The organism is Sediminibacterium sp. FW305-C-269, from assembly GCF_058231045.1.
The window spans coordinates 718,073-742,240 of the sequence record NZ_JBIQXQ010000003.1; the positions used below are offsets into that span (position 1 = coordinate 718,073).

Sequence of the window (24,168 nt, forward strand, 5' to 3'; positions counted from 1 at the left end):
AGTCGTTTATTCCATGTAATGGAACTATATTCTTTTATATGGATTGAAACTAAGGTTTTCTCTGAATCATTCCATATTTTTGTTTTGTTTTTTACAGAAAATTAAAGATGTATGATACAGGTAATCCATCGGGCGATCGATATCCTTGAGTTTGTAGCACGTGACCCGGAAAGGCCTAAACTTTTGGGTGAGATCTCTGCCGGCATCAACCTGAAACCCGGTACCTGCGCCAATATTGTAAAAACGCTTACCCTACGCGGTTATTTGGAAAAATTGGATGCACAGAAAGGTTATCTCCCCGGTAAACAACTGTACACTTTACTGGGCAATACCGGATACAAGAAAGACCTGATAGAAGCGGCAGATCTGGAAATGGAGATCCTGACCGCTAAATTGAATGAGAACACTTTACTGGCCGTACTGAATGGCGAAAACCGGGTGGTGATCCACCGCAAACAAAGCAACCAACTGGTTCAGGCGCACACGCCGGATGAGAAAAAAGCATACGATTCTTCCACCGGCCGTTTACTGATCGCTATGTTACCGGATGAGGAACTGGAGAAATTCATCACCCGTTTTGGCCTGCCCCCTTCGCAGTTATGGCACGATGCCAACACCCAACGTAAATTTTACCAGCAGGTGGAACAGATCCGCGACAAAGGATATGCATTGATTGAAGACAGTGTACAGATCATTGGCCTGGCCGTACCGGTTTACCGGAACGATACCATGGTGGCCAGTCTCAGTATCTATATGCCGGCATTCCGCTGTACCGACAAGATCCGGAACCGCATGATCAAACTGGGAATGGAAGCGGCCAAAAAAATATCTAAGAACCTGAATTAACCTGCCTGCTTATTCCGGCAGGTTTCGCAAAAAGAAATCACGGATATTGCCGCCCATGATCTTTTCAATGGACTGCCTGTCGTAGCCCAGTTTTACCAGTTCCGTAACGATCAGCGGCGTGCCGGTCACATCAAAATGCATTTCAAAAGCACCGTCCCAGTCGGAACCGAGAGCTACTTTATCCACCCCGATCCTGTTGGCCACATATTGAATGGTACGGGCCGTGGCCGCAGCATCTTTACCACAGACAGCGGTCTCCCATAATCCTACGCCAACCAGTCCGCCACGTTTGCCGATCTCATCTATCTGCGCATCCGATAAATTGCGCTGGTTATCGCACAGTGCCCTTACACCGGTATGTGATACCAATAAAGGTCCTGTATGGTACCTGAACACATCATTGATGGTGGCCTGCGAACTGTGGGCCAGATCAATGGTGATGTGCAGGCTGTCCATCTTCTTCACCAGTTCAATACCCTTGGTAGTAAGACCGGTTTTCTGCATCCCATGCGCCGATCCGGCCCATTCGTTATCAAAGAAATGGGCCAGGCCAATATACCGTACGCCTGCTTTGTAAAAAACGTCCAGGTTGTTGAGGTCATTCTCCAGCGGTTGGGCACCTTCCAGTCCCAGCATACCAGCCGTCAGTTTGGGGTTAGCGGCCCTGTCGGAAATGAACTGGGCCAGTTCCCTTTTATTCGTGACCACCCGAAAAGCTCCTTTTGAATTCCTGGCCAGGCGGTCCAGGTCGTGACACTGCCGCAAAGCCCTTGTTTTGATGCTGAACCAGTTACCCGGTGTTTGCAATTGCGCAAAATTGAGGAGTCCGATCTGGTCCGAGTTGGAGGGATTCTGTTCAATATTGATGCCTGCCGGCACTTTACTCACAATGGTGAATACCTGTAATGCCATATTGGCCTGCTGCATACGGGGCAGGTCCACATGACCATATTCATGAAATTGGGTCAGGTCGCGGTTCCATAACAGGGCATCGCAATGCAGGTCGGCGATAAAAGGGATCGAGTCGTACCAGCTTTGTTTTGGGAAGGGCCCGGTAAGGGTCACTTTGTTTTTTGAGCGATCGATATAGGATGGACCATAGATAAAGAACAATGCAACAAAAATGACCAGCAGGATCGCCAGTGTACGAAGGATTTTTTTCATGGCTTACAGATTAGGAGATCGGTAAGTTATGAAAAGCCAATGTATTGGCTAGCAAGATGTTTTTGACAAAATCCATTCTTTTTTTGGTAGATCGATCGCCACACTATTATTTTGCACCCGGAGAGATGGCAGAGCGGTCGAATGCGGCGGTCTTGAAAACCGTTGACTGTCAAAGGTCCGGGGGTTCGAATCCCTCTCTCTCCGCTGAAAAGCCTGCAAATCAATTTTGCAGGCTTTTGCTTTTTGTATTGCCGCTATTCATTCATTGTAATGGTTACCAGCATATTTAATGCTACAATTACACTTCACACTTAACTCAATAATTTCAACTTATTTATTATCAGATATTTACACTAATATCCTATTGACTCTGCCTATTGTTTATGGAATATCATACTGGATATCGATTGCCCCTTTTGTGGCCTTATAATGATGGTATGAGACCTCATACGCTTTCGAATAGAAATCTAACTGCCAGTTTTCATGGATCTTACCCCCGGGTACTTTCTTTCCCTGCAGCATAATGGTATCATCAACGTTACCCTTAACTGATAGAATGATCGTCGTGGTCTGGCTTTTATTGGTTTTGATAAGAAATGATGTATCCCTTGATGCATCCACAACAGTCAGTGAACCCTTCCCATCAGAGCATCCGATGAAAGAAATAGCCAAAGCGAGAAGAACAATCAGGCATTTCATGCTATAAGTTTTTCAGGGTTGAATGAAAAGATTTAGCAAGTCCTGGTCTATTTCTCAACCTTCTCTTCCAGTTTTTCCACTGTTATCAGATCGGCCAGGTCCACATTCATCGGTAACACGCCGATCTGCACAATGGCCCGTTTACCCCGGATCTCTTTCACCTCTCCTACCTGGTAGTTCTTTTTCAGTTTCACCAGCGAGCCAACCGTGATGTTCTGGTTCAGTTCCTTGTATTTCTGGTCCACTTTTTTGGCCAGTTTGTTGACCACGATCTCTTCCTTGCGTTTGAAGAGCAGGTTCTGCAGGTTCCTGACCACCTGGTTCTTATCCTCCGATTTTTTCCAGTCCAGTACGATCTGCTTCAGTTTGCGTTCCATGTCCTTCAGGTACGCCAGCCTGTCTTCCGCTATCCGGTTCTGCTGTTTCAGTAACTCTACCTGCTGACGGTGACGTTCTTTGTTCATCACCAGTTCCATTTCTTTCTTCAGTTTCTCGTTCTCTTTTACCAGCCGGGCCAGTTCTTTTTTCTCTTTCTGCAGTTGCTGCAGGTCCTGCTCGGTGCTGTTCAGCAGCCTGTCCAGTTTAAAATGATCCTCATCCACCAGTTTCCTGGCGCGGTTGATGAGGTGTTGTGGCAGACCGATGCGCTCTGCAATGGCAAATGTGTAGGAGCTGCCGGGTTTACCCACGATGAGTTTGTACATAGGCTGCAGGTGTACCTCATCGAACTGCATGGCGCCGTTGATGATGCCCTGGGTATGGTTGGCCATCACTTTCAGGTTCAGGTAATGCGTGGTAACGATACCGAAGGAATGCCGGCGCGACAATTCCTCCATGATTACTTCTGCAAATGCCCCACCCAGGTTGGGATCACTGCCGCTACCCAGTTCATCGATGAAGAACAGGGTCTTACCGTTGGCCGTTTCAATGAAATATTTCATGTGCAGCAGGTGACTGGAATAGGTACTCAGTTCAAATTCCAGGTTCTGCGTATCACCGATATGGATAAAGAGCTGTTTAAAAATGCCCATCTGCGATAACGGGCTTACCGGCACCAGTAACCCGCTCTGCAGCATCATCTGGTTCAGCCCAATGGTTTTCATGGTCACGGTCTTACCGCCTGCATTGGGGCCGCTGATCACCAGGATCCGGCTTTTATCATCGAGGGTCAGTGTGACCGGGATCGTTTTTTTACCGGAAGCCTTGTTGTAGAGGTATAACAACGGATGATAGGCATCTATCAGGTGTACATGTGCTTTATCTGCCAGCTCGGGAAACTGGCCGTTCATGTCCAGCGCCAGCCGGGCTTTGGCATGGATGAAATCGTATTCGCCGGTGATCTCCAGGTATTGTTGCAGGAGAGAGGCGTATACGGATAACCGCGATGTGAGCTCCCGCAGGATACGCTGCACTTCGCGACCCTCTTCGTGTTCCAGGGCGAACACGTCGTTGTTGAGTTCGATGGTTTCTTCGGGTTCGATGAATGCGGTCTTGCGACTGTCACTCTCCCCATGCAGGATCCCTTTTACCTGTCGTTTGTGTTCAGAAAATACCGCCACTACCCTCCTGCCGTTGCTGAAGCTTTCATCGATATCTGCACTGTAGCCTGCTTTGGCCAGTTTGGCCACCACTTTTTCAAATACCCTTCGTAATTCATTTCTTTTACGGAATAGGCTCATGCGGATCTTTTGCAGGTCTTCCGAAGCATTGTCCTTTACGTTCCCGTTCTCATCCAGTACCTCGTCGATCATCTCGATGATCAGCTTCTCGTAGTAACTGCCCGAGATCACTTTCGCCAGTGCCGGAAATGCCAGCCTCCGTTCCGTATCGAACCAGCGGAAGATATTGCTGATGTTTTCGGCCAGCTTGCGTATCGGCATCCATTGTTCACCGGTCAACAGGGCGCCGGGTATGGATAACAATTTGATATCGCGGGCGATATTATGGGTAAAATCGTTTGGAAAATATTGCGCCTGCTGCAGAATGAGTTTGTACTCGTGACTTTGTTTGAGCTCTGTTTCGATGTATTCCTTTCTTGTATGGATCCGCAGGTTTTCGGCCTTTGTTTTGGCGTATTCGGTGCGGGCATGCTCTTTTAGCAAAGCCTTGACCTTGTCGAATTCCAGTTGAGTGAGAGCCGATTCCGGGTATAGACGCATAGAGATCCTTACAGTTTTAAGTGCTGCAAAGGTAATGTTGTAGCGGGTATCTCCGTGAAAACCTCTTACCGGCAATACCTGCTGCGCATGGGAGTTCCTCCCTGATATTTCACAGGGATTGTTAAAACCGGGTCGTCTTGTAAGTCCTGAACCATTGCGCCGTCCAATTGTTACTGATGTTTCGTCGTACATTTAAAAAAATTAAAATGATGCGCACCTGGTTATTCATTTTATGGCTGGTACCCGGCTTCATGGCCTGCGCGCAGCCCAAGACCGATAAGAAATTGACAACTATGCATAGCCAATCGATCCCCAATGGGGTAAAAACGGATACGGCCACTTTTGGAGAAGGCTGTTTCTGGTGTACCGAAGCTTTTTTTCAGCGCCTGGAAGGTGTTTACGAAGTGGTCAGTGGTTATGGCGGTGGTTTTGTAGAGAATCCCACCTACGAACAGGTATGCGATAAAAATACCGGCCATGTGGAATTGGCGCGTATTGTATACGACCCCGCCAGGATCACCTATGATGAACTGCTCGAAGTGTTCTGGAAAACGCATGATCCCACCACCCGCGATCAGCAGGGGAATGATGTAGGGCCGCAATACCGCAGCGTGATCTATTACCACAACGAAGAACAGCGGAAAAAAGCTGAACAATACAAGGCTGAACTGGACAAAAGCGGTGCCTGGAGCAGACCGATCGTTACGGATATTGAGCCTTTTAAGAATTTTTACCCGGCAGAGAACTATCACCAGAACTATTATAACAGTAACCAGAACCAGGGTTATTGCCGTTTCGTGATCGCTCCCAAACTGGAGAAATTCGAGAAAGTGTTCAAAGACAAACTCAAAAAGAATTAGCAGATGATGGAGTTGTCTGTTGCTATGGCAGACAACATCCCTTACTCTTCCAATTTCGCTCTCCTCAGTTCCAGCAGGTTCAACGCATTCGGATAAAAGCCGGTGATATTGGGTTGCACCAGGTGAAAAGCCATATCGTACCAGATCGGAATCACGGGTGCATCGTTGATCACCATCTGGTCCATTTCGCGGTAAAGCTGGTAACGGATTGAGTCGTTGTTCTCGAGCAATGCTTTTTCATAGAGCTGATCGAATGCAGGATTCTTGTAGCGGGTATAGTTGGGTGGCGCCGGATTTTTGCTGTAGAACATGGCCATATAGTTCTCTGCATCCGGGTAATCGGCGATCCAGCTGCCGCGGAAGAACTGGGCCTGCGATTTGGCTGTCTGCTCCAGCAACAGGCTTTTCTGTATCACTTCCACCTGCACCGGTATACCCACTTCTTCCAGCTGCCGGGCCACAAAACTGGCGATATCCGCATAGATATTGATGGTGAGCAGTTTTACCGTAGGTAATCCCCTGCCATCGGGGAAACCGGCCTGTTTCAACAATTGTTTGGCTTTGGCGGGATCATAGGGATACCCTTTCACCATTTCCGTATTACGCGAAGGCAAACCTCCCGGCACAAAACCCGCTTCGGCCGGTATGCCGATGGAGTTGCGCATGTACATCATCAGCTGCCGGCGGTTGATGGCATGGTTCATGGCCTGCCGCACCAGCCGGTTGCCATTGGCACTGTTCTTTACCAGCGGATTGTTCTTATCCACCAGTATGCCAAAGTATTCCGTGTTCAGGTAAGGATGTTTTTTCAGCAGGATCTTTCCCTCCCACTGTTTACGCAGTTCGCCTTTTTTGGTCAGCACTTCATCTTTGAAAGAAGGATCCAGGTCATTCACAAAACTCAATCCACCCTGCCGGAACTGGAGGAACTCCGTGGCTTTGTTGTCGAAGAAACTGATCTTTACCGCATCAAGGTAGGGCAATGAACGGCCACTGCTGTCCCGCTCCCAGTATTTCGGGTTCTTATGCAGTACCAGGGCCTCTCCCTCATCCCAGGAAGCGAACTGGAATGGCCCGGTACCACAGGGATGTCTGCGGAAATCCTTGCCGTATTTTTCCACCACTTCCTTCGGAACAATGCTGCAGTACTGCATGCTCAGAATACCCAGTATGGGATGAAAGGGTCGCAATAGTTTCAACTGAAAAGTAGTGTCGTTCGGTGCGGTAAATCCTTCCGTGGTATCCACCCGGTTATTGAAGATCCAGGCGCCGCTACTGGCCGTATTTTTATCGATGATGCGCTGCAGACTGTAGGCAACATCCGCTGCCGTCATGCGCCGTCCTTTTCCTCCGGCAAAAGCTTCGTTGTCGTGGAAATACACATCGTTCCTGAGATGGAAGGTATAGGTAAGCCTGTCTTCGCTGATGTCCCAATTACGGGCAACCGAAGGCACCAGGTTCAGTCCGCTGTCTATTTCCACCAGTGTATTATAGATCTGGTGAACGGGCCACATGATTGACTGGTTCTTGGCAAAAGCCGGGTCCAGCGTGGCAATACCTGTGGATTCGTTATAGTAAAACACCTGTCGTTTTTCTGTCCGGGCCTGCTGACAGGCCACAGCGATCAAAGCTGGCAGCAGCCAAAGCAAGTGCCGGAGATGGTTAGTATGTTTGAAAACGGGAGGGACAATTAGCTGATTATTCACTTTCATGCCCCCCGAATATCATAATTTTAAACAATGAATACAAAAATCAGATTCCTGCTGCTGGCTGTCATGTGCAGCTGGGGTATGGCACAGGCGCAATTGGGTGTTGACAAAGAAGTTTTCACCAAAGCAGATAGCCTCCGCGGCAGTCTGAATGAGAACCGTACCTGGTGGGATGTGTTGTATTACAGCATCGGCGTAACACCTGATTTTACCCAAAGAACGATTAAAGGCAAAGTGGATATTTCATTCAAGGTATTGCGTCCCGGTAAAATCATGCAGATAGACCTGCAGGAGCCGATGCAGCTGACCAAAGCCTACCTGGGCGATACCAAACTGACATATAAACGGGAGGGAAATGTTTACTGGATCGATATTCCCATGAACCTGGTAAAAGGCAGCACACAGAAACTGGCCCTGGCTTATGAGGGATCTCCTAGAATAGCGAAACGGGCTCCCTGGGATGGTGGCTGGATCTTCCAGAAAGATGAAAAAGGCCGCCCCTGGATGACGGTGGCCTGCCAGGGACTGGGGGCCAGTGTATGGTATCCCTGCAAGGACCACCAGAGCGATGAACCGGATAATGGTGCCACGATGCTCATTACGGCTCCGGATACACTGGTGGCGGTGGCCAATGGCAGACTGATCAGCAGTAAGAGTTACAGTCCGGGTAACCTGACCTGGCGCTGGGAAGTGAAGAACCCGATCAATAATTACAACCTGGTTCCCTATATCGGTAAATATGTCAACTTTACGGATACCCTGATGGGCGAAAAAGGCAAATTGGACCTGAGTTATTGGGTACTGGATGATAACCTCAACAAAGCCAGGGAACAGTTCAAACAGGCCAAGACCATGCTGCGCGCCTTTGAATACTGGATGGGGCCCTACCCTTTTTATGAAGACAGCTACAAACTGGTAGAATCCCCGCATCTGGGCATGGAACACCAGAGCGCAGTGGCTTATGGTAACAAATACCAGAACGGTTACCTGGGCCGTGACCTGAGCGGCAGCGGCTGGGGACTGAAATGGGATTTCATCATCGTTCACGAAAGCGGCCATGAATGGTTTGCCAACAGCATTACCAGTAAAGACCTGGCCGATATGTGGATACATGAAGGGTTCACCAATTATTCCGAAACCCTGTTCACGGAGTATGTATTTGGCAAAAAGGCCGGCAATGAATACAATTACGGTACCCGCAGGGGGATCCAGAACGACAAACCCATCATTGGCCCTTATGGCGTGAATAAAGAAGGCAGTGGTGATATGTATCCCAAATCAGGCAATATGCTGCACAGCATACGGCATGCCATGAATGACGATGAGAAGTTCCGGGAAATGCTTCGCTACCTGGGCAGGAAATTCTACCACCAGACGGTCACCACCGAAGATATTCAGCAGGTGGTAAGCCAGTATTTCGGCAGCAGCGTTGAGAAAATATTCGATCAGTACCTGCGCACCACACAGGTTCCTGTGTTTGAGTATTCCGTTTCGGCCGATCAGAAAACCCTGTCATACCGCTATACCAACTGTGTTGATGGATTTAATCTTCCCATTTTCCTGAACACGCCCAAAGGCGGTCTGTTGCTGGGACCTGAATCCAACAAATGGAACACCAAACAACTCAGGCCCGGAGACCTGGCGGTTTTCCCTTTTAAAGAGATCGAGAAAAATTATTATGTGGTGGTGAAAGCTAATTAGGAATGAATAATTAATAATTAGTAGTTAGGAATTGTATTATCAGTAAATTCTTTCATATTCGCACATTACCAATTAACTATCGCTGATAGAAAATTATTAATTACCAATTATTAATTACTAATTAACCACATGGGGAGTATACGAAAACAGACGATCATTTCCAGTATACTGGTGTATATCGGGTTCCTGATTGGTTTTGTCAATAACTATTTCTATACCACTTCTACCCCATTCTTTTTTTACGAAACAGGTAACCTATTCACCCCCAGCCAATATGCCCTGACCCGGATCTTTTTCGATTTTGGACAGATCATGTTCGCATTTGGGGCATTGGGCGTGATACCGGTGATCTATAAATTCTATCCGTATTACAAAGACAACCTGCCCGAAAAAAAGATTGACCTGTTGTCCTGGGCATTGCTGGCCTCATTTATCGGGTTTCTCCTGGTACTGTGGGGTGGCTGGTATTTTAAACCCCTGTTCATCCGGAAATTCACAGAGAAGTCGGCATTGGTGGTGGACTACTATTTCTGGCTGTTCCCCTTTGCCATGGGTATGCTGTTCTTTTCGGTGACTGAGAGTTTTTGCTGGGCCGTGCACAAATCGGTGCTTTCCAATTTTCTGAAAGAGACCGGACTGCGCATCCTCACCAGTGTTTTGATACTGCTGTTCTACTTTAAAGTGCTCAGTTTTGAATACTTTATTTACCTGTTCGCTTTTCAGTACCTGGTGGTGTTCCTGGTATTATTGGTTTACCTGTATCGCACCGGTCATTTATACTTCACATTCCGGATCAGCCGGGTAACGCGTAAGTTCTGGAAAAAGATACTGAGCGTGCAGGCCCTGATCTTCGGCGGAACGCTGATCCTTGCTGTGGCAGCCACTATCGACAGCCTGATCATCGCCAGTTTAAAAGGACTGACCGCCACCGGCATTTTTGTATTTGCCCAATATGCGGCCAACCTGATCCAGGTTCCGCAAAGAAGTATCCAGTCCATCTCGGCGGGTGTTCTGTCACGCGCCTGGAAGGAAAAGGATTACAAAGAGATCCACCGTATTTACCAGCGTTCCTGTATTAACCTGTTATTGCTTTCCCTGTTCATTTTCGGTAATATCTGGCTGAATGTGCTGGATGGCATGCAGGTACTGAATATCCAGAAAGATTATGCAGATGGACTGGGTGTGCTGTTCATCCTGGGAATGGTCCGCATCATTGATGCCGGCACCGGGCTGAATGCAATGGTGATCAACACCTCCACTTTCTGGCGTTTCGATTTTTACAGCGGTGTGGTGTTGCTGGCTTTCCGGTTGCCCCTTACTTATTTCCTGATCAAACACTATGGTATCATCGGCTCGGCTTTTGCAGAGCTGGCTGCGTATTCAGTGTACAATTTTATCCGCTTCGAGTTCCTGAGACGGAAATTCAATATGCAGCCATTTACCCTGAAAACCCTCTATTCACTCTTATTGGCGATAGCAGCATATGGATTCTGTTATTTACTGATGAAGGATATTCATGGCTGGACAGGACTGATCCTCCGGGGTATCAGCTTCTCAGCCATCATGATCGGCGGTATCTTCTATTTCCAGTTAACGCCCGATGCGGGACAGCTATATGCTGTTTTTCTAAAAAGGGTCAATTCTTTTAGAGGGAAGAATAGTTAATCATTATTCATTAGGAATTGCGTGTTGTGTTGGAAAACTTCACCGCAGAGCCGCAGAGAAGCAGAGATTTCGCAGAGAAGATTAAAGCAATTAATGATGATTACTAATTAAGAACTACTTCGTCACCCTCCCTGCGCCCCGAAACTTAGGCTGCCAGTATTTTTCGTTCAGGTCGCTGATCATGACCCCGCCACTGGTGGCCGCATGTACGAATTTGTTATTGAGCAGGTAAACACCTACATGCGAAATATCCCGTCCGCTGGTGTTAAAAAATACAAGATCACCTTCACGCAGGTCTTCCAGTTCTATCTTTTCCGCAAAATTGTACTGTTCCTGCGAGGTTCTTGGCAGGGTTACCTGGTATACATCGCGCATGATCACCTGGGTGAACGCAGAACAATCGATGCAGTTATCGGTGCTGCCACCCATGCAGTACTTGGTGCCCCACCATTTATCGATCACTTCCAGCAAAGGGATATTGGTCAGCTTTTCTACTGAAGCATCGGTGGCAATGGCATATTTCAGCTGCAACATACTGGCATTCTCAATACCGAACGACATGAGCCGGTTTTCCGCTTTACCATAAGCAGCCGACTCATCCCTCCCTCCTTTTTTCGTATTGCCGAAACCTGTTTTCTGGCTGGAAGTAACCAGGTAACCGGGGGTAACTTCTATGCCGTTGATAAACTCACGTTTGGCAGTGGACCTTACTTTTTTGAGGGCCGTGGCAGAAGAAGCACTGTCTTTCGTGGAGATCTTACGAATGGAACCACAGCCCGACAACACGAGTATGGCAAACAAAAGCAGATATGATACCTGTAATTTTTTCATATACCAATATCCGCAAGTTAAGTGCCAACAGGCTGAAAAAAGGATAAGGGGAATAACTTTTGCATTTTAATGAACCGTTATCCGGGATGTGGATAAGTTACCTGGCTCAGAAAAGACTTGCCTGACCGGCAGTTGTGGAAAAAAATGACTTCTTTCCGGGGGCTAGATGAACGATATTTGTCGTTTGTCTGGACTCCCTTAAAACTCCAGACCCCAAACCCCAAACTACAGACCTCTCCATGCCCCAGTTCTCACATTTACACGTGCATACCCAATACTCGTTACTCGATGGTGCCGCACCGATCGACAGCCTGTATAAAAAAGCCATGAAAGACGGGATGCCGGCACTGGCCATAACCGATCACGGTAATATGTTTGGCGCTTTCAATTTTGTGAGCCAGGCCTGGAAGAATACCAAAGTGGTGGGTAAGGATGCCAATGGAAAAGATATCCTGGAACCTACGGTAAAACCGATCGTAGGCTGTGAGTTCTATGTGGTGAAGGACAGGCATGTTAAAACCTTCACCAAGGAGCTGAAAGATGAGCGTTACCACCAGGTATTGCTTGCCAAGAACAAGATCGGGTACCAGAACCTGGTAAAACTGACTTCGCTGGGTTTTATTGAGGGCATGTACAGCAAGTACCCGCGTATAGACAAGGAACTGATCGAGAAATACCACGAAGGGCTGATCGCCACTACCTGCTGCATTGGCGCTTATGTGCCACAGACCATCCTGCACGATGGAGAGGAAAAAGCGGAACAGGAATTCAAATGGTGGCTGGACCTGTTCGGTGAGGAATATTACATAGAACTGCAGCGTCATAACATGAAGGAACAGGAACTCATCAACCAGACCCTGCTGAAGTTCTCAAAGAAATACCAGGTGCCGGTGATCGCCACCAACGACAGTCACTATGTTGACAAGGACGATTCCAACGCGCACGATATCCTGCTTTGCATCAATACCGGTGAGAAACAGAGTACGCCGGGGTTTGATGATTTTGTGAACGATGATGTTCAGCTGAAGAACCGCCGTTTCAAATTCCCCAACGACCAGTTCTATTTCAAGACCACGGATGAGATGTCGAAACTGTTCAGCGATATACCGGAATCGTTGGAGAATACGCAGGCTATCGTGGATAAGGTGGAGATTCTGAATCTCAAAAAAGACATTCTGCTCCCCGCCTTCCCTATTCCTAAGGATTTCCAGGTACACGGTGATGCCAACCTGAACCAGTGGGAGTTTCTGAAGCACCTTACCTATGAGGGTGCCAAACAACGTTATTCCGATCTGACGCCGGAGATACAGGAGCGGATCGATTTTGAGTTGTTCACCATCAAGACCATGGGGTTTGCCGGTTACTTTTTGATTGTTAGCGACTTCATCAAAGCGGGCAGGGATATGGGTGTATTCGTGGGCCCGGGCCGTGGATCGGCTGCCGGCAGTGTGGTAGCCTATTGCATTGGCATCACCAATATCGACCCCATCAAGTACAACCTGCTGTTCGAGCGTTTCCTGAACCCGGACCGTAAGAGCATGCCCGATATCGATACCGACTTTGATGATGAGGGCCGGCAGAAAGTGATCGATTATGTGGTGGACAAATATGGCAAAAACCAGGTGGCCCAGATCATTACCTATGGTACCATGGCGGCCAAAATGAGTATCAAGGATGTGGCCCGTGTTCTGGACCTGCCATTGGCCGAAAGCAATATGCTGGCCAAACTGGTACCGGATAAACCGGGTACGGAATTAAGACGTGTGTTACACGCACCGCTCACCGCAAAAGAAGGTGAGAAATCACTGGAAGAAAAAGAGGCCTACCAGCAGGAGGATATCGAAAATGTAAAGAAGCTCCGCGAGATCTATAACGGAACGGATATCCGTGCACAGGTATTGAAAGAGGCCGAAAGACTGGAGGGCTCCGTGCGCAACACCGGTATCCATGCGGCCGGTATCATCATTGCCCCAAAAGACCTCACCGAACTGCTGCCGGTTGCCACTGCCAAGGACTCTGACCTCTGGGTTACCCAGATCGAAGGAAGTGTGATCGAAGATGCGGGCGTTATCAAAATGGACTTGCTGGGTCTGAAGACCCTCTCCATTTTAAAAACGGCGCTGGAACTGATCAAGCAGAACCATAATGTTGACATAGACCTGGACAATATTCCGCTGGATGATGAAAAGACCTTCCAGTTATACCAGAAAGGCGAGACCAATGCCACGTTCCAGTTTGAAAGTGTAGGTATGCAGAAATACCTGCGCGAACTGAAACCGGATAAGTTCGACGACCTGATTGCGATGAACGCCCTGTACCGTCCGGGTCCAATCGCTTATATCCCCAAATTCATCGACCGGAAACATGGCCGTGAAGCCATCAGTTACGACCTGGACGATATGAAGGAATACCTCGAAGATACTTACGGTATCACGGTTTACCAGGAGCAGGTGATGCTGTTGAGTCAGAGTATCGGCGGTTTTACCAAGGGCGATGCAGACGTGTTGCGGAAAGCCATGGGTAAGAAACAGAAAGCCGTACTGGATAAGATGAAAGCCCAGTTTATTTCCGGAGCCACGGCCAAAGGGCACCCAGCCGACAAACTGGAAAAGATCTGGACCGACTGGGAAGCTTTTGCCCAGTATGCATTCAACAAGTCGCATTCAACCTGTTACGCGTTCGTGGCTTATCAGACGGCTTATCTGAAAGCGCATTATCCGGGAGAATATATGTCGGCGGTACTGAACCATGCCGGAGCCATCGAAAAGATCACTTTCTTCATGGAAGAGTGTAAACGCATGGGCATAAAAGTACTTGGTCCGGATATCAACGAATCGCTGAAAGGTTTTGCTGTGAACCAGCGGGGTGAGATCCGTTTTGGACTGGGCGGTTTAAAAGGCGTGGGTGATGCGGCTGTAGATACGGTGATCGCAGAAAGGGAAAAGAACGGCCCGTACAAAGACATTTTTGATTTCATCAAACGTGTGCTCCAGAAGAACGTAAACAAAAAATCATTGGAAAGCCTTGCTTATTCCGGCGCTTTCGATTGTTTTACAGCCTACCACCGCGCGCAGTATTTCTTTACCCCGGAAAACGAACGACAGAGCGGGCTGGAACGCATCATTGCCTACGGTCAGGCACAGCAAACTGCCGCAGGAACTGCCAATACCCTGTTCGGTGATCTTTCGGATGCCATGCAGGTACAGATACCCAAGATCCCCAATTGCGAACCCTGGACACTGACCGAACTGCTGGATCATGAAAAAGAAGTGACCGGTATGTTCATGAGCGGCCATCCGCTGGACCATTTTAAGTTCGAACTGAAACATTACGGCATTACCCGGATCAGTGATTTTAATGAGATCAAGGATTCCTTGAGCCTGCAGCCGAACCTGGGAAAAAGTTTACGTGTGGCAGGACTCGTGATCGATGTGCAGCACCGGGTAACCAAGACCGGTAAGAATTTTGGTTCCTTCGTGATCGAGGATTTCACCGGCAAAACCGAATTTGTTCTGTGGAGTGAAGATTATATCAAATTCCAGAACTACCTGGAAAAAGGACAGAATATCCTGTTAACCGGTTTTTTCCGCAACCGGTATAACCAGCCCAACAATTTTGAATTCAAGATAAATATCATGTCCTTACTGGAAACCGTGAAGCAGAACCTGACCCGCAGTATCGAGATCAATATGCACCCGGCTTCTGTTACCCCTGATTTTGTGAGTTTTGTTGATAAGAACGTCCGCAGCCACCCGGGTAAAGCCACTTTAAAGTTCAATATTTTCGAACCCAAGGATAACCTGAAAATCACGCTGAGCAGTTTCGACAGGGGTTTCCAGATGAACGAAGAAATGGCCGAGTTCCTGATGAACAACCCGGATGTGGACATCCATGTGGGTGTTGCAGGTTAATACGGTCAAACCAGCTTTTCTGCCGTATTCAGGCGTTCTGCTACGTTGTCCCAGTTCAGGATATTCAGCATGGTGTCTACAAAATCGTTACGCTTGTTCTTGTATTTCAGATAATACGCATGTTCCCATACATCGAGCACCAGTAAGGGTATCACCCCCCATTGCGTCAGTTTTTCATGGTTCTCGCATTGTAACAGGGTAAGTTTGTCGGCATAAGGCTGGTAACCCAGTATGCCCCATCCGTTGCCATCCACGTCTTTCGAAGTTTTAGCCAGGTAGTTTTTCAGTTTGTCGTAACTGCCGAAATCCTTTTCGATCCTTTTCAACAGTGTACCCGATGGTTCGGTCTTTTTATTGGTGAGGTTGGTCCAGAAAATGGTATGCAACACATGTGAGGAAAAATGGTAACTGAGTTTCTTTGTCCAGTAGTCAACCGTTTCCAGGTTACCCTCGTCCATCGCTTTCCGGATCATCTGCAGGTCTTTATTGGCCCCTTTTACTGCTCCGCCATGGTGAAAGGTATGGTGCAGGTACACCGTTTCCTCATCCATATACGGTTCCAGGAAATTCCGGTTATACGGAAGGTTCAGTAACTGGAATTCGCCATTGGCATTGGTAAGTTTATCGAGCCCGTTTTCCTGGTAATGCTGTGCAACCACAGAATTCAGAGGCAGAATGGTGGCTGCAGATAAAACAGCCGAAGCCGAAAGAAAACTTTTCCGGTTCATAGGATTCAGGTTTGATGGTTGAAAAAATGAGGCCTGCGTTCTGACGGGCAAAAGAACCGAAGGTTTAATGCATTGTTAGCTGCTGTTGTAACCACATATTTATGTGATATCCTGTTTTTCAACCTCTTATACAACTGTTCATCCTATTTTACTGAAGCTGGTTATACTTTTTCTGCTACTTACGGATGCAATCAAACCCATACCTATATGCAAACAACTGTTTCCTCTGAAAGGATCCTTACAGTAGATGTGTTACGAGGTTTCGCACTCTTCGGCATCCTGCTGGCGCATATGATCTTCTGGTACAATGCCGGTCCCCTGCCCGGTGAACTGTTCAATAAATACCAGGATATTGCCTCGCAGATACTTCCCGTACTGAACGAGTTGCTGATCGCCGGTAAATTCTTCGCTTTCTTTTCTTTCCTGTTCGGATTGAGTTTTTACCTGCAGATGAAGAGCATGGAGAAGCAACAGGACAATTTTGTGCTTCGGTATGCCTGGCGCATTGCCTTGCTGGGCATCATCGGTGTGATACACCATGCTTTCTGGCGGGGAGATATCTTATCGATCTACGCTCCTCTGGGATTCCTGTTATTGCCCATGCGAAACTGGAGCAACCGGGTGATCCTGATACTGGGGATCCTCTTTGCCATGAATATCCCGGGGAAACTGATCGAATTGACCAGGCTATTGAGTATGTCCCAGCCACAACCCCAAAATGGCCCACCGCCGGATTTCGATTCGGCAGGTAAAGCATTCCTGGCGCTGGTACAACAACCTCACTGGTTACCGCTGTGGAAGGCCAATCTGATCGCTTTTTCCGATAAATTCCGCTTTCAACTGGATAGCGGTCGCATTTTTGTCACATTCGGTTTCTTCCTGCTGGGTATGTACAGCGGCCGAAAGAACTGGTTCCACCAGGGCGAGGGCTCACGCTCGGTTTTCCGGAAGATCTTCCGAAAGAGCGGCTGGCTGGTACTGGGTTGTTTTCTCTGTGGCCTGAGCATTTTTGGCGCCAATAGCCTCTTTCATCTTGGCTGGGAGCAGAAACCTCTGACCGGTTTTATTTTCAGCCAATTTTTCGATGTGATGAATGCCTCACTGGTCTGCTGGTACATCACCGGCCTGAGCCTGCTGTTATACAAACCTAACTGGCAAAAAAGACTCTATCCGCTGGCCACCGCAGGTAAACTGGCGCTTACCTGTTACCTGACGCAGACCCTGTTGGGCCTGGGACTTTTTTATGGTATTGGACTGGGCCTGGTAGGTCAGACGCCGCCCTGGTTGAACTGGCTGATCGCTTTGGCATTCTTTGTGTTACAGATCGCAGTAGGCAAATGGTGGCTGAAAAGCTTCCGGTTCGGACCGGTGGAATGGCTCTGGCGCTCCGCTACCTTCCTGCGTTGGTACCCATTGAAAAGGGACCGGTAAACCGCTGAACATTAACCGGAGTATCACCGGAGAGTGACAGGGCAGGTAACGCTATAACTTAACTATAACTTCGCTATAAGTTAGCTATAACTTAACGATAAGCCATTAAAATAGTACCGTACTGGGGGCTGTTTTCCTTGTTTTGGAAAGGATCTTACGAAATAACTGCCCCCTTGTCAGGTTTTTACTGTTGCAACGTCATTAATCACAATAGTGGAAAAGTCAAAACAGCATAAACCAGGGTTTGGATTTATATTTGACGTCCTTCTATCATTAGAGACAAATCATAAACAACTTAAAACGAAAAAAATGGCTTTAGAATTAACAGACGCAAACTTCCAGTCAAAAGTGCTGGACAGCGATAAACTGACCGTGGTGGATTTTTGGGCAGAATGGTGTGGACCCTGCCGTGCTATCGGACCCGTTATTGAAGAACTGGCTAAGGAATATGATGGCAAGATCAATGTAGGTAAAGTGAACGTTGACCATAACCCGAACCTGAGTGTGAATTATGGCATCACTTCCATCCCGGCTATCCTGTTCATCAAAGGTGGCCAGATCGTAGACAAACAGATCGGTGCCGTACCGAAATCTGTATTGGACAAGAAGATCCAGGCACATATTTAATTGCCGCAGAGATATTTTAAAAGAGCCCGAAAATCGGGCTCTTTTTTTTTGAACAATTGAACAGATGAGCAAGGAACAGATGAATGTTGAAGTTGTGTTCATAACGATATGAATCTGGTGGCATAATTACTGCCGGTTATCTACCCTCCAACTTCCACTCATCAGGTCCTTGCTCATCTGTTCGTCTGTTCATCTGTTTCACCGGCCAATTCAACCTTCATCATTCCTTGTTCAATATTCATTATTCCCTATCTTTCACGCTGATTTCTGAACCAAAACGATGCTTCTATGAACATTAAGGCGCGGTTGATATTGATGAATTTTCTGGAATTCTTTGTCTGGGGTTCCTGGCTGATCTCGCTGGGTGGCTATATGATCGTTACACTCAATTTTACCGGTGGCGAAGTGGGTGCTGTGTATGCCACCATGGGTATCGCTTCGCTCTTCATGCCTGCTTTGATGGGGATAGTGGCCGACCGCTGGATTAATGCAGAAAAAGTATTGGGTTCCTTACACATCATCGGTGCCTTATTGTTGATCTGGGCCTCCACGGTCACCGATTACCGCACTTTTTACCTGATCATGTTGTTGAACTCCATGGCTTTCATGCCTACCATTGCATTGAACAATACCGTTTCTTATATCGTGCTTGAGAAAAAGGGGTATGATATTGTAAAAGACTTTCCTCCCATCCGCGTATGGGGAACCGTGGGTTTTATCGTGGCCATGTGGATGGTGGATATCTTCGGTTGGACCAAAAGCCCACTCCAATTATACGTCAGTGCCGGATCAGGCCTTTTACTGGGACTATATGCGTTTACCATGCCAGCCTGTACCCGCGTAGCAGTGGAGGCCAAACGCAGCCTGGTATCGGCGTTGGGCCTGGATGCTTTTGTATTGTTCCGCAGGAAAAAGATGATCATTTTTTTCCTGTTCGCCATGTTGCTGGGGGCAGCCCTGCAGATCACCAATGCATTCGGTTCGCCTTTCCTGGATGATTTTAAGGGCAAATTTCCCGATTCATTCGGGGTGCAGCATCCCAACCTGCTGATCTCCATTTCGCAGATCTCTGAAACCCTGTTCATCCTGACCATCCCGTTTTTCCTGAAACGGTTCGGCATAAAGAATGTAATGCTGCTGAGCATTTTTGCCTGGGTATTCCGTTTTGGTCTTTTTGCCATCGGTGATCCCGGCCCGGGACTCTACCTGCTGGTACTTTCTATGATCATTTATGGTATGGCTTTCGATTTCTTCAATATTTCCGGTTCCCTTTTTGTTGAAAAAGAAGCCGATATCAAGATTCGCGCCAGCGCACAGGGGTTGTTCATGCTGATGACCAATGGTATCGGGGCCTATCTCGGAGGAACCATCAGTGGCTGGGTGGTGGATTATTTTACGGTAGATGGTGTAAAGAACTGGCAGAATATCTGGTTCAGCTTTGCCGGATATGCATTGATCCTGGGTATTGTGTTCCCGATCGTATTCCGTTACAAACATGACAGGAATGCGTTGGAAACCGTTAAACATTGATCACTCTGTTTATTGGATAAAAGCCCCTGTATGCGTGCAGATGTAAGGGGTTTTTCCCAATCTGCCAATGACAATTATTAATTTCTGATTACCAATTACTGATTAATTTCGTGCCTCAAATATGTGACTATGACCGCTGCAGTATCAGACCCTTTTAGCCTGGTAGCCAACACACAGGATACACAACTCAAACAGATCGGCGAAAAAATACTGAACAAGGAAAGGATCCTCTTTGATGAGGGGGTTACCCTTTTCGAAAAAGGTTCCCTGGCCTATCTTGGCGCACTGGCCAATTGGGTGCGCGAGCAAAAACATGGCAACAAGACCTATTTTAACCGGAATTTCCATATTGAACCCACCAATGTATGTGTGTTCTCCTGTAAATTCTGTTCCTATTCCCGTTTATATGCCCATCGCGAAGAAGGTTGGGAACTGAGCATCCAGCAGATGCTAGATATCGTAAAAAGCTATGATGGACAGCCGGTCACTGAAGTACATATCGTAGGCGGTGTTCACCCTAAAATGGACCTGGACTTCTTTATCGAACTGCTCCGGAGCATCAAAGCACATCGTCCGGATTTACATATCAAAGCTTTTACACCGGTGGAACTGGACTACATGTTCCGCAAGGCCAAAGTAAGCATTGAAGAAGGTATGCGCCTGGCCCACGACGCCGGACTGGATTCTCTGCCCGGCGGTGGTGCAGAGATCTTTCACCCGGAGATCCGCAAACAGATCTGCGAGGACAAAGTGGATGCGGATGGCTGGTTACATATTCACAAAGCCGCACACCAACTGGGTATGCATAGCAATGCCACGCTGCTGTACGGACATATCGAGAAATTCTGGCACCGTATAGACCATATGGAGCGCCTGCGCAGCCTGCAGGACGAGACCGGTGGTTTCAACACATTTATACCACTTAAGTTCCGTAACAAGGATAACGACATGAGCCATATTGCAGAATCATCCGTGATCGAAGACATGCGTATGTATGCCGTATCCCGTTTGTATATGGACAACTTCCCGCATATCAAAGCCTACTGGCCGATGCTGGGCAGGCAGAATGCACAGCTGACATTATCTTTCGGCGTAAACGATATCGACGGCACCATCGACGATTCCACCAAGATCTACGCTATGGCGGGCAGTGAAGAACAAACTCCGGCCATGAGTACTGCAGACCTGGTCCGTCTGATCAAACAAGTAAAACGCCAGCCGATTGAAAGGGGCACTTTGTACAACGAAATCAGGGACTATACCCATGTGAATGTTGACGAGCCTGAGTTAAATGTAACACTATAGCTTTTAGCGATCCCATAATGCAAAAGACGTCATAGTAATACACCACTATGGCGTCTTTTCTTTTAAAGTGGATTGCTTGGCGTCAGGCATCAAAATCAAACGTAAAGTAGTGTCGTTGGTGAAATAACTGATCGTCCAATTGATAAAGATGAATAACCGGTTCTTTACGCTTACGATCAGCATCAGGTGTAAGAACATCCATACATACCAGGCCAGCCGTCCCTGGAAGCTGATAAAAGGCAGGTCAACAACCGCTTTTCTTTTGCCTATGGTGGCCATGGTACCGGGATTCCTGTAAACAAAAGTACGCAGGGGCTTACCCTGAAGCAGGTTCCTGAAATTATGTGCGAGGTTTTTTGCCTGTGCAATCGCCACATTAGCCAATTGCGGATGTCCTTTCGGGAAATCCTTGTTTTCCATATAGGAGATATCCCCTATCACATATACATTGTCTGATCCTTCCAACCTGTTACAGCTATCCACTTTTATCCGGTTGCCCCGAACCAGTTGCTGCGCTGAAATACCCGTTGGTACATTGCCTGTCACTCCTGCAGACCAGATAAGTGTATGTGTTGGAATGGTTCTGCCATCTGCCAGGGTAACCATTTTACCATCGTATGTTTTCACCAACGATTGCGTCCATACATTTACACCCATCTTTTCCAGGTATTGTTGCGATTTCTGCTGAGAAGCCTTACTCATCACACCCAAAGTGGCAGGTCCTGCCTCAAGCAGGTACACATTCAGCTTCGAAAAATCCATATCCGGATAATCTTTAGGGAGCACATGGGTTTTCAATTCGGCCAATGAACCCGATAATTCAACCCCGGTTGGACCACCACCCACCACCACAATATTCATGATGGCAGGTAATGCTTCCGCATCTGCAGACAAAGCTTCCTCAAAATTCAATAATATCCTGTTACGGAGTGTGATGGATTCCACAGTGGATTTCATGGGGAAAGCGAAACGCTCAATATCCCGGTTGCCGAAATAGTTAGTGGTGCATCCTGTAGCGATCACCAGGTAATCGTACGTAAAAATACCCGCTGAAGTCATTACCTGTTGTGTGTCGGTGTTTACCTCTTTTACGGAAGTCAGCCGAACATGAACATTCTTTTTTTTCTGAAACACTTTCCTTAGCGGAAAGGAAATGGAGCTGGGCTCCAGCCTGGCCGTAGCTACCTGGTACATGAGTGGCTGGAACTGGTGAAAATTGTATTGATCGATCAGGGTTATCTCATAATCGCTCTCACTGATTCTTCGGGCCAGTTGCAACCCGGCAAATCCGGCGCCGAGTATCACGATATGTTTCTTATTTGTGGACATATTTCATAGGATTTACGACCAGTCATTCGAAGACGGGGGGGGGAACAATGAGTGAATGAGTGAATGAGTGGATGAGTGGATGTTTTGATTGTACTCACGACTTATTACTTATTGCTCACACTGTTAACATTCCGGCAAACTGATCGGTATATGTATGGCTAATCCCCCATCGGCTGTTTCTTTGTACTTGCTGCTCATATCGAGCGCGGTATCCCACATGGTTCTGATCACTTTATCCAGGCTCACGATGGCGTAGTCCGGTGAACTTTGCAGTGCCAATTGTGAGGCAGTGATGGCTTTAATGGCCCCCATGGTGTTTCGTTCAATACAGGGGATCTGTACCAGTCCGCCGATCGGGTCGCAGGTAAGTCCCAGGTGATGTTCCATGGCTATTTCAGCGGCCATCAGTGCCTGTCGTTGGGTGCCTCCCATACATTCGGTGAGTGCGGCGGCGGCCATGGCAGAAGATACGCCGATCTCGGCCTGGCAGCCACCCATTGCCGCAGATATGGTGGCACCTTTTTTAAAGATGCTGCCGATCTCGGAAGCCACCAGCAGAAAACGAATGATCTTATCTTCACTATCGCCATCACAAAAGGCAATATAATACTGCAATACGGCCGGTATCACGCCCGCAGCGCCATTGGTGGGTGCAGTCACCACCCTGCCAAAAGAAGCGTTTTCCTCATTCACCGCCAAAGCAAAACAACTGACCCAGTCCAATATGTATTTGAAATCGTTACCACCCTTTTTTATGCAGGCTATCCAGCTGTCATAATCCGAGTAAGTCAGCCCTTTTATCAGTTTTTTATTCAGGTCAAACGCCCTTCTACGAACGTGTAATCCGCCCGGTAATTGTCCCTGTGCATGGCAGCCCCGATACATGCATTGTTTCATGGCATCCCAGATTTGCAATACCCCTTTTCTGGTCTCGGCTTCAGAGCGCCAGGCGCTTTCATTCTCCATCACCACTTCGTGTATGGCCATTCCCTTCATGCAGGAATGCAGCAGGTCATTGGCCGTATCTATCGGGAAAGGCAGTTGTACCACAGGTTTACCGCCATGGGCTTCCCCTTCTTTTACCACGAATCCGCCACCAATGGAGAAGAAGGTCTCACTCCAGTTCTCACCATTCTTCAGGGTGACCAGGAAGGATAGGCCATTGGGATGATAGGGAAGTGTTTCATTGAATAGAAAATGAATATTTTCCGTCACGTGAAAAGGGATCATCACTTCCCCGCCCAGGAGTAATTGCTGATCGGACGTGATCTGCTGGATACTGGGCGTAATGCTATTGACATCGATCGTTACAGGATCTTCGCCGCCCAAACCCAGGATAACGGCAATATCGGTACCATGTCCCTTACCGGTTTTGGCGAGTGATCCATAGAGCAATACCGTTACTGAAGCCACCTGGCCGAAGCTGCTTTTTTGCCGGATCGTATCCAGGCAACGTTGAGCGGCTTTCCAGGGCCCCAATGTGTGCGAGCTCGATGGCCCCACACCTATTTTAAACATATCAAACACCGAGATCGATTCGTAAGGCATGGCAATCTGTATTTCTTTCTGTTCAAAGGTACTTAACGGAACTCAGCTAAAACTTACAAGCGTTTGGATTGTTTTTCCGAACTTTCCACCGCAAAACTAATATGTAGTTAATTTTTTTAATGTAA

The 24,168-nt window shown here is 47.7% G+C and carries 17 protein-coding genes and 1 tRNA gene; 10 read left to right on the top strand and 8 right to left on the bottom strand.

Going from position 1 to position 24,168, the window contains the following annotated elements; genetic code table 11:
• The first annotated feature begins 111 nt into the window (after window positions 1-111).
• Window positions 112-846 (top strand): IclR family transcriptional regulator, encoded by a 735-nt coding sequence (locus tag ACH3Y6_RS13110; RefSeq protein ID WP_490836068.1) that lies wholly within the window; start codon window positions 112-114, stop codon window positions 844-846.
• Between the two features lie 9 nt (window positions 847-855).
• Here the strand turns inward: ACH3Y6_RS13110 and ACH3Y6_RS13115 are convergent, their stop codons facing one another.
• Window positions 856-2,010 (bottom strand): dipeptidase, encoded by a 1,155-nt coding sequence (locus tag ACH3Y6_RS13115; protein ID WP_490836069.1) that lies wholly within the window; start codon window positions 2,008-2,010, stop codon window positions 856-858.
• Between the two features lie 119 nt (window positions 2,011-2,129).
• Between ACH3Y6_RS13115 and ACH3Y6_RS13120 the strand changes: the two genes are divergently transcribed.
• Window positions 2,130-2,214 (top strand) — tRNA-Ser (locus ACH3Y6_RS13120).
• Between the two features lie 177 nt (window positions 2,215-2,391).
• Here the strand turns inward: ACH3Y6_RS13120 and ACH3Y6_RS13125 are convergent.
• Window positions 2,392-2,709 (bottom strand): hypothetical protein, encoded by a 318-nt coding sequence (locus ACH3Y6_RS13125; RefSeq protein WP_490836070.1) that lies wholly within the window; start codon window positions 2,707-2,709, stop codon window positions 2,392-2,394.
• A gap of 47 nt (window positions 2,710-2,756) precedes the next feature.
• Complete coding sequence (locus ACH3Y6_RS13130) at window positions 2,757-4,868, bottom strand: endonuclease MutS2 (RefSeq protein WP_490836179.1); 2,112 nt, start codon at window positions 4,866-4,868, stop codon at window positions 2,757-2,759.
• A 176-nt stretch (window positions 4,869-5,044) separates the two neighbouring features.
• Here ACH3Y6_RS13130 and msrA point away from each other — a divergent pair, with 176 nt between their 5' ends.
• A complete protein-coding gene (msrA, locus tag ACH3Y6_RS13135) occupies window positions 5,045-5,728 on the top strand; it encodes a peptide-methionine (S)-S-oxide reductase MsrA (RefSeq protein WP_490836071.1) in 684 nt (227 codons plus the stop codon).
• 41 nt (window positions 5,729-5,769) lie between these two features.
• Here msrA and ACH3Y6_RS13140 read toward each other — a convergent pair whose 3' ends face one another.
• Window positions 5,770-7,440: an ABC transporter substrate-binding protein gene (locus ACH3Y6_RS13140; protein WP_490836072.1), complete on the bottom strand. Its 1,671-nt coding sequence runs from the start codon at window positions 7,438-7,440 to the stop codon at window positions 5,770-5,772.
• Window positions 7,441-7,467: 27 nt separating this feature from the next.
• Between ACH3Y6_RS13140 and ACH3Y6_RS13145 the strand changes: the two genes are divergently transcribed.
• Together ACH3Y6_RS13145 and ACH3Y6_RS13150 are read left to right on the top strand one after the other, a co-directional pair.
• On the top strand, window positions 7,468-9,138 hold the full coding sequence (locus ACH3Y6_RS13145) for a M1 family metallopeptidase (protein WP_490836073.1): 1,671 nt from the start codon (window positions 7,468-7,470) through the stop codon (window positions 9,136-9,138).
• Window positions 9,139-9,267: 129 nt separating this feature from the next.
• Entirely contained in the window at window positions 9,268-10,803 is a 1,536-nt protein-coding gene (locus ACH3Y6_RS13150) for a lipopolysaccharide biosynthesis protein (protein WP_490836074.1), read from the top strand.
• 114 nt (window positions 10,804-10,917) lie between these two features.
• Here the strand turns inward: ACH3Y6_RS13150 and ACH3Y6_RS13155 are convergent, their stop codons facing one another.
• A complete protein-coding gene (locus ACH3Y6_RS13155) occupies window positions 10,918-11,634 on the bottom strand; it encodes a C40 family peptidase (protein WP_490836075.1) in 717 nt (238 codons plus the stop codon).
• A gap of 239 nt (window positions 11,635-11,873) precedes the next feature.
• On the opposite strand from ACH3Y6_RS13155, the gene dnaE reads away from it, so the two are divergent.
• Window positions 11,874-15,545 carry a DNA polymerase III subunit alpha gene (gene dnaE / locus ACH3Y6_RS13160; RefSeq protein WP_490836076.1) on the top strand — a complete coding sequence of 1,224 codons (3,672 nt, stop codon included), beginning with the start codon at window positions 11,874-11,876 and terminating at the stop codon, window positions 15,543-15,545.
• Between the two features lie 5 nt (window positions 15,546-15,550).
• Here dnaE and ACH3Y6_RS13165 read toward each other — a convergent pair whose 3' ends face one another.
• On the bottom strand, window positions 15,551-16,273 hold the full coding sequence (locus tag ACH3Y6_RS13165; RefSeq protein ID WP_490836077.1) for a superoxide dismutase: 723 nt from the start codon (window positions 16,271-16,273) through the stop codon (window positions 15,551-15,553).
• Window positions 16,274-16,480: 207 nt separating this feature from the next.
• Here ACH3Y6_RS13165 and ACH3Y6_RS13170 point away from each other — a divergent pair, with 207 nt between their 5' ends.
• The 4 genes from ACH3Y6_RS13170 to mqnE all read left to right on the top strand — a co-directional run bounded on the left by ACH3Y6_RS13170 (window position 16,481) and on the right by mqnE (window position 21,166).
• Entirely contained in the window at window positions 16,481-17,704 is a 1,224-nt protein-coding gene (locus ACH3Y6_RS13170) for a DUF418 domain-containing protein (RefSeq protein WP_490836078.1), read from the top strand.
• Window positions 17,705-17,917: 213 nt separating this feature from the next.
• Window positions 17,918-18,331: a thioredoxin gene (trxA, locus tag ACH3Y6_RS13175; RefSeq protein WP_490836079.1), complete on the top strand. Its 414-nt coding sequence runs from the start codon at window positions 17,918-17,920 to the stop codon at window positions 18,329-18,331.
• 288 nt (window positions 18,332-18,619) lie between these two features.
• Window positions 18,620-19,861 carry a nucleoside permease gene (locus ACH3Y6_RS13180; protein WP_490836080.1) on the top strand — a complete coding sequence of 414 codons (1,242 nt, stop codon included), beginning with the start codon at window positions 18,620-18,622 and terminating at the stop codon, window positions 19,859-19,861.
• Between the two features lie 129 nt (window positions 19,862-19,990).
• Window positions 19,991-21,166, top strand: coding sequence for an aminofutalosine synthase MqnE (gene mqnE / locus ACH3Y6_RS13185; RefSeq protein WP_490836081.1), 1,176 nt, complete (start codon window positions 19,991-19,993; stop codon window positions 21,164-21,166).
• A gap of 45 nt (window positions 21,167-21,211) precedes the next feature.
• Here the strand turns inward: mqnE and ACH3Y6_RS13190 are convergent, their stop codons facing one another.
• Together ACH3Y6_RS13190 and ACH3Y6_RS13195 are read right to left on the bottom strand one after the other, a co-directional pair.
• Window positions 21,212-22,495: an NAD(P)/FAD-dependent oxidoreductase gene (locus ACH3Y6_RS13190; protein ID WP_490836082.1), complete on the bottom strand. Its 1,284-nt coding sequence runs from the start codon at window positions 22,493-22,495 to the stop codon at window positions 21,212-21,214.
• 123 nt (window positions 22,496-22,618) lie between these two features.
• Window positions 22,619-24,043, bottom strand: coding sequence for an L-serine ammonia-lyase (locus ACH3Y6_RS13195; RefSeq protein WP_490836083.1), 1,425 nt, complete (start codon window positions 24,041-24,043; stop codon window positions 22,619-22,621).
• Window positions 24,044-24,168 lie beyond the last annotated feature (125 nt).

Excerpts from the sequence above, each read along its gene's own strand:
- ACH3Y6_RS13155 (WP_490836075.1), bottom strand. The coding sequence starts at position 11,634 with ATGAAAAAATTACAGGTATCATATCTGCTTTTGTTTGCCATACTCGTG.
- mqnE (WP_490836081.1), top strand. The coding sequence starts at position 19,991 with ATGACCGCTGCAGTATCAGACCCTTTTAGCCTGGTAGCCAACACACAG.
- ACH3Y6_RS13130 (WP_490836179.1), bottom strand. The coding sequence starts at position 4,868 with ATGCGTCTATACCCGGAATCGGCTCTCACTCAACTGGAATTCGACAAG.
- ACH3Y6_RS13170 (WP_490836078.1), top strand. The coding sequence starts at position 16,481 with ATGCAAACAACTGTTTCCTCTGAAAGGATCCTTACAGTAGATGTGTTA.
- ACH3Y6_RS13110 (WP_490836068.1), top strand. The coding sequence starts at position 112 with ATGATACAGGTAATCCATCGGGCGATCGATATCCTTGAGTTTGTAGCA.
- ACH3Y6_RS13190 (WP_490836082.1), bottom strand. The coding sequence starts at position 22,495 with ATGTCCACAAATAAGAAACATATCGTGATACTCGGCGCCGGATTTGCC.
- dnaE (WP_490836076.1), top strand. The coding sequence starts at position 11,874 with ATGCCCCAGTTCTCACATTTACACGTGCATACCCAATACTCGTTACTC.
- ACH3Y6_RS13180 (WP_490836080.1), top strand. The coding sequence starts at position 18,620 with ATGAACATTAAGGCGCGGTTGATATTGATGAATTTTCTGGAATTCTTT.
- ACH3Y6_RS13115 (WP_490836069.1), bottom strand. The coding sequence starts at position 2,010 with ATGAAAAAAATCCTTCGTACACTGGCGATCCTGCTGGTCATTTTTGTT.
- ACH3Y6_RS13125 (WP_490836070.1), bottom strand. The coding sequence starts at position 2,709 with ATGAAATGCCTGATTGTTCTTCTCGCTTTGGCTATTTCTTTCATCGGA.
- ACH3Y6_RS13150 (WP_490836074.1), top strand. The coding sequence starts at position 9,268 with ATGGGGAGTATACGAAAACAGACGATCATTTCCAGTATACTGGTGTAT.
- ACH3Y6_RS13145 (WP_490836073.1), top strand. The coding sequence starts at position 7,468 with ATGAATACAAAAATCAGATTCCTGCTGCTGGCTGTCATGTGCAGCTGG.
- ACH3Y6_RS13165 (WP_490836077.1), bottom strand. The coding sequence starts at position 16,273 with ATGAACCGGAAAAGTTTTCTTTCGGCTTCGGCTGTTTTATCTGCAGCC.
- ACH3Y6_RS13195 (WP_490836083.1), bottom strand. The coding sequence starts at position 24,043 with ATGCCTTACGAATCGATCTCGGTGTTTGATATGTTTAAAATAGGTGTG.
- msrA (WP_490836071.1), top strand. The coding sequence starts at position 5,045 with ATGTTTCGTCGTACATTTAAAAAAATTAAAATGATGCGCACCTGGTTA.
- ACH3Y6_RS13140 (WP_490836072.1), bottom strand. The coding sequence starts at position 7,440 with ATGAAAGTGAATAATCAGCTAATTGTCCCTCCCGTTTTCAAACATACT.